The following is a 2,997-nucleotide window of genomic DNA, read 5'->3' as shown; positions in this document are numbered from 1 at the left end:
AGGCCCTTGTCGGCCGAGCGCAGCAGGCCGGCGCGGTCGCCGCTGGCGCCGGTGTAGGCCCCCTTGGTATGCCCGAACAGCGTGCTCATCGCGCCATCGCCGCGCAGCGTGGCGCAGTTCACCTCGACGAAGCGGCCTGGCAGCTGATGCTTGTTCTTCTTCAGCTCGAACACGCGCTTGGCCAGCTGGCTCTTGCCGGCGCCGGTCGGCCCCATCAGCAGCATCGGTGCGCGCGAACGCGTGGCCACGGTTTCGATCTGCTCGATCATCCGGTTGAACGCCGGGTTGCGGGTGGCGATGCCGCCCTTGAGCAGGTCGCGGTCCTGCAGTTGCTGTTGGGCGAAGCGCTGGGCGATGTGGTCGTAGCGGGACAGGTCCAGGTCGATCACCGCATGGCTGCCGGGATCACCACTGGCCTGCTTGCGCGGCGGCGAGGTCTGCAGCAGGCGACCGGGGAAGTGGCGGCTCTCGGTCAGCAGGAACCAGCAGATCTGGGTGACGTGGGTGCCGGTGGTGATGTGGACGTAGTAGTCCTCTTCGTCCGGCAGGAACGGATAGCTGGCGAGGAAGTCGTGCAGGCGGGCATACACGCCCTCGAACTCCCACGGGTCGACCAGGTAGTTGTCGTGCAGGCGCACCTCGGAGGCGGGCGACACCTGCGCCAGGTCGTCCTTGACCTGCTGGGCCAGCTTGCCGAAGCGACGTTGGTCCAGCAGCAGCTCCAGCCGGTCGAGCTGGAAGTCCTCGTGCATGCCCAGGGCCACGGTGGGGCGCCACTTCTCCCAACGGCCCGGACCATTGCCGGCATCGAGCTGGGTACCGAGCATGCCAAACACCACCTGTCGTTTGGGCATATCCATTCCTATAAATTGCGATATTGAAGTATACGAAATAGATTGCTTGTGGCGCACGGGATGGCGCCTGAAATGAAAAAATATATATTTAAATCAATCAGTTGACGTCATTCCCGAAAAGTTGGCACGGCCATTGCGTTTATAGGGCCAGGACAAGATGCGGGCATTCCCGCCAAGGAGTACCGGATGGCCAACGCAACCCTTTTCGCATCCCTGCGTGGTGCGCTGCTGCCGAAGGCGCAGGCGCGCAACGAAGCCGGTGGGCTGGCCTATGCCCGTGACCCGCGTGCGGCGCTGGCGCTGTTTGCCGCTACCGGTTGCCTCAGCAGCACCTTCTACGGGGATGCCGAGACGCAGCTGGAGCAGGTGCTGGCGCTATGCGCCGAAGTGGATGCGGACTTCGTCGCCCGCACCGCGGTGTACGCCCATACCGTGGCCCACATGAAGGACATGCCGGCGTTGCTGCTGGCGACGTTGAGCGTGCGTGATGGCGCCGCCTTCGCCGCTGCCTTCCCGCAGGTGATCGACAGCGGCCGCATGCTGCGTACGTTCGTGCAGATCATGCGCAGTGGCCAGGTGGGGCGTCGTTCGCTGGGTTCGCTGCCCAAGCGCCTGTTGCGCCAGTGGCTGGAGCAGGCTTCGCCGAAGGCGATCATCCATGCCGCGATCGGCCAGCAGCCGTCGCTGGCCGACGTGATCCGCATGGTCCACCCCAAGCCGCAGGATGCCGCGCGCGAAGCGTTGTATGCCTGGGTGATCGGGCGGCCGCACGACGAGGCGTTGCTGCCGGTGGAGTTGCAGGCCTATGAGGCGTTCAAGCGTGACCCACGCGGCGCGTTGCCGGACCTGCCGTTCCAGTACTACACCGCGCTGCCGCTGGATGCCGCGCAGTGGGCGATGCTGGCACGCAACGCGTCTTGGCAGCAGTTGCGCATGAACCTCAACACGTTCGCGCGTCATGGGGTGTTCGAGGACCCGGCGATGGTGGAGGTGGTCGCCACCAAGCTGCGTGACCCGCAGCAGATCGCCCGTTCACGGGTGCTGCCGTACCAGTTGCTGATGGCTTACCACGCCGCCGCTGCGTTGCCGCGTCCGATCCTGGACGCGCTGCAGGATGCGATGGAACTGGCCACCGCATCGGTGCCGGCGCTGCAGGGCAACGTGGTGGTGGCGGTGGATGTGTCCGGGTCGATGCAGTCGCCGGTCACCGGCTACCGCAAGGGCGCCACCTCGGCCGCGCGCTGCGTGGACGTGGCGGCGCTGATCGCAGCCTGCGTATTGCGCGGCCACCCGCAGGCACAGGTGTTGCCGTTCGATACGGACATCCGTCCGCAGCCGCTGAACCCGCGCGACAGCGTGATGACCCTGGCACGCCAGCTGGCTATCAACGGTGGCGGGACGTCGGTGAGTGCGCCGCTGGCCTACCTCAACCGCAAGCGTGCGCAAGTGGACCTGCTGGTACTGGTGTCCGACAACGAAAGCTGGCGTGACACCCGTGGCAGCGGTGCGACCGCCACCCTGCGTGAGTGGGCCGCGCTGAAGGCGCGTTGCCCGCAGGCGCAGCTGGTCTGCATCGACCTGCAGCCGGTGGCGACCAGCCAGACCGTCGAGCGGGAGGACGTGCTGCACGTGGGCGGCTTCAGCGATGCGGTGTTCGAGTTGCTGGCCAATGCCAGCCTGCCCGCCGGACAGCGCCCGCGCTGGGTGGAGCGGGTGGCCGCGATGCCTTTGTAGGGACGACACGGAGGTCGTCGCAATGATGCCCGGCTGGCAATGGGGCCAGCCGGGCCTGGACAACAGGATTTTTCATGGAAGAAGGCGGATGCCGGTCTGACTACATGGGTTCCTCCGGTTCGACTCCGGAAGTCAGTCCACCCCTTGCCGCCTGCTTCCACCCTTTCAATGTCGGTGTGTACGAATGCCGATGGAACTACAGCCTTTCACGCTCCAGGTCGCGGGTTCGACTCCCGCCCGGTGCCGCGATGCACCGGTAGCTCAGTGGTTAGAGCAGGAACGCTGCCACGCCCGCGTGGCATGGCAGCGAGACGTTCCATCACCCTTGTCGTGTACAGCGGCACCCGCAGCAACGCTTCATGCAGGTGCATGAAGTGGTTTCAATGCCGGCATGCGCGAATGCCGAAGG

The 2,997-nt window shown here is 65.9% G+C and carries 2 protein-coding genes; one reads left to right on the top strand and one right to left on the bottom strand.

Going from position 1 to position 2,997, the window contains the following annotated elements; translation table 11 throughout:
* The coding region (locus VA603_RS10320) for an RNA repair transcriptional activator RtcR family protein (RefSeq protein WP_323438759.1) at positions 1–854 on the bottom strand (854 nt) is incomplete at its 3' end.
* Positions 855–1,040: 186 nt separating this feature from the next.
* Between VA603_RS10320 and VA603_RS10315 the strand changes: the two genes are divergently transcribed.
* Positions 1,041–2,588 (top strand): vWA domain-containing protein, encoded by a 1,548-nt coding sequence (locus tag VA603_RS10315; protein ID WP_323438758.1) that lies wholly within the window; start codon positions 1,041–1,043, stop codon positions 2,586–2,588.
* Positions 2,589–2,997 lie beyond the last annotated feature (409 nt).

It is taken from the genome of Stenotrophomonas capsici (assembly GCF_034961085.1).
GTDB classification, from domain to species: Bacteria; Pseudomonadota; Gammaproteobacteria; order Xanthomonadales; family Xanthomonadaceae; genus Stenotrophomonas; species Stenotrophomonas capsici.
This window is presented reverse-complemented; position numbering and strand designations above follow the sequence as displayed.

Bases quoted from the DNA above. Each gene is read 5' to 3' on its own strand.
- VA603_RS10315 (WP_323438758.1), top strand. From the start codon at position 1,041: ATGGCCAACGCAACCCTTTTCGCATCCCTGCGTGGTGCGCTGCTGCCG.